General features: G+C 66.6%; 2 protein-coding genes. Both read left to right on the top strand.

Annotation, left to right across the window (positions count from 1 at the left end; translation table 11 throughout):
- A partial coding sequence (gene acnD / locus ACXJKH_RS17625; protein ID WP_457321265.1) for a Fe/S-dependent 2-methylisocitrate dehydratase AcnD occupies positions 1-2,220 on the top strand: 2,220 nt, incomplete at its 5' end.
- A 56-nt stretch (positions 2,221-2,276) separates the two neighbouring features.
- On the top strand, positions 2,277-3,137 hold an 861-nt coding region (gene prpF / locus ACXJKH_RS17620; protein WP_457321263.1), incomplete at its 3' end, for a 2-methylaconitate cis-trans isomerase PrpF.

Genomic DNA, 3,137 nt, shown 5'->3' with positions numbered 1-3,137 from the left:
GCGTTCGAAAAGAACCGCGCCGTCGAAGACCGCCGCAATGAAGACCGTTTCCATTTCATCAACTGGACCAAGAAGGCGTTCAAGAACGTCGACGTGATTCCGCCGGGCAACGGGATCATGCACCAGATCAATCTGGAGAAGATGTCGCCGGTCGTGCAGGTGCGCGATGGCGTGGCCTTCCCGGATACCTGCGTGGGCACCGACAGCCACACCCCGCACGTGGACGCGTTGGGCGTGATCGCCATCGGCGTGGGCGGGCTGGAAGCGGAGAGCGTGATGCTCGGCCGCGCGTCCTGGATGCGCCTGCCCGACATCATCGGCGTGGAGCTGACCGGCCGCCCRCAGCCGGGCATCACCTGCACCGACGTGGTGCTGGCACTGACCGAATTCCTGCGCAAGGAGCGCGTGGTCGGTGCGTGGATCGAGTTCTACGGGGAGGGCGCCAACGCGCTGACCATCGGTGACCGCGCCACCATCTCCAACATGACGCCGGAGTTCGGCGCGACCGCGGYGATGTTCTACATCGACCAGCAGACCCTGGACTACCTGCGGCTGACCGGCCGCGAAGATGCCCAGGTCGCCCTGGTGGAAACCTACGCCAAGGCCACCGGCCTCTGGGCTGACGATCTGGTCACCGCGCAGTACGAGCGCGTGCTGCAGTTCGACCTCTCCACCGTGGTGCGCAACATGGCCGGCCCGTCCAACCCGCACAAGCGTGTGGCGACCACCGACCTGGCTGCGCGCGGCATCGCCGATGAAGGCAAGCTGGCCTCGGGCAAGCAGGAACAGGCCGATGGCCTGATGCCCGATGGCGCGGTGATCATCGCCGCGATCACCAGCTGCACCAACACCAGCAATCCGCGCAACGTGATTTCTGCCGCATTGCTGGCCCGCAACGCCAACCGCGCCGGCCTGACCCGCAAGCCGTGGGTGAAGAGCTCGCTGGCGCCCGGCTCCAAGGCGGTGCAGCTGTATCTGGAAGAGGCCGGCCTGCTGACCGAACTGGAGCAGATGGGCTTTGGCATCGTCGCCTTTGCCTGCACCACCTGCAACGGCATGAGTGGCGCGTTGGACCCGAAGATCCAGCAGGAAGTGATCGACCGCGACCTGTATGCCACCGCCGTGCTCTCGGGCAACCGCAACTTCGACGGCCGCATCCACCCGTATGCCAAGCAGGCCTTCCTGGCTTCGCCGCCGCTGGTGGTCGCCTATGCCATTGCCGGTACGGTGCGCTTCGATATCGAGAAGGACGCGCTCGGCCATGACGCCGACGGCAACCCGATCACGCTGAAGGACCTGTGGCCGAGCGATGCCGAGATCGACGCGGTGGTCAAGGCCAGCGTCAAGCCCGAGCAATTCCGCAAGGTCTACGACCCGATGTTCACCTTCAAGGTGGAACATGGCGCACCGATCAGCCCGCTGTACGACTGGCGCCCGCAGAGCACCTACATCCGCCGCCCGCCGTACTGGGAAGGCGCGCTGGCCGGTGCGCGCAGCCTGACCGGCATGCGCCCGCTGGCGGTGCTCGGCGACAACATCACTACCGATCACCTGTCACCGTCGAACGCGATCATGGCCAGCAGCGCGGCCGGTGAGTACCTGGCGAAGATGGGCCTGCCCGAGGAAGACTTCAATTCCTACGCGACCCACCGTGGCGATCACCTCACCGCGCAGCGTGCCACCTTCGCCAACCCGAAGCTGATCAATGAAATGGCCGTGATCGACGGCCAGGTCACGCAGGGCTCGCTGGCGCGCGTGGAGCCGGAGGGCCAGGTCACCCGCATGTGGGAAGCCATCGAAACCTACATGTCGCGCAAGCAGCCGCTGATCATCATCGCCGGTGCCGACTACGGCCAGGGCAGCTCGCGCGACTGGGCCGCCAAGGGCGTGCGGCTGGCCGGCGTGGAGGCGATCGCGGCCGAAGGCTTCGAGCGCATCCACCGTACCAACCTGATCGGCATGGGCGTGCTGCCGCTGGAGTTCAAGGAAGGCGTCAACCGCAGGACACTGGGCATCGATGGCACCGAAACCTTCGACGTGCTCGGCGATCGCGTGCCGCGCGCCGAGCTGACCCTGGTCATCCACCGCCGCGACGGTGAACAGCTGCGGGTGCCGGTCACCTGCCGGCTGGATACCGCCGAGGAGGTGTCGATCTACGAGGCTGGCGGCGTGCTGCAGCGGTTCGCCCAGGACTTCCTGGAATCGGCGCAGGTCGCCTGATTCCACCCGCATCACCACGGCCCTGCACCGGGCCGTCTTTCCATCAGGACTTCGATATGGCGTTTCTCCCCCAGCTCCGCATTCCCGCCACCTACATGCGCGGTGGTACCAGCAAGGGTGTGTTCTTCACGCTGACCGACCTGCCTGCCGCTGCGCAGGTGCCAGGCCCGGCCCGCGATGCCCTGCTGATGCGCGTGATCGGTTCGCCCGATCCCTACGGCAAGCACACCGACGGCATGGGCGGGGCGACGTCGAGCACCAGCAAGTGCGTGATCATCGCCGCCGCATCGGTGCCGGATCATGACGTGGACTATCTGTACGGCCAGGTCGCGATCGAGACCGCGCTCGTCGACTGGAGCGGCAACTGCGGCAACCTCAGTACGGCCGTCGGCCCGTTCGCGATCAGTAACGGCTTCATCGATCCGGCGCGCATCCCGCACAACGGCACCTGCACGGTGCGGATCTGGCAGGCCAACATCGGCAAGACCATTCTGGCGCACGTGCCGATCGTCGATGGGCAGGTGCAGGAAACCGGCGATTTCGAGCTGGATGGTGTGACCTTCCCGGCGGCGGAGATCCAACTGGAGTTCCTGGATCCCTCCGACGATGGCGACGGCGGGGCAATGTTCCCCACCGGCAACCTCGTCGACACCCTGGACGTGCCCGGCGTGGGCAGCTTCCCGGTGACGATGATCACCGCCGGCATTCCGACCCTCTTCCTCAACGCCGCCGACCTGGGCTACACCGGCACCGAGCTGCAGCCGGCGATCAACGAAGACAGCGCGGCGCTGGCCCGCTTCGAAGCGATCCGCGCGCACGGTGCGGTGCGCATGGGCCTGATCGACAGCATCGACCAGGCCGCCACCCGCCAGCACACGCCCAAGGTGGCGTTCGTGGCGCCGGCACAGGATTACCTG

The organism is Stenotrophomonas sp. P5_B8, from assembly GCF_054049855.1.
This window is presented reverse-complemented; position numbering and strand designations above follow the sequence as displayed.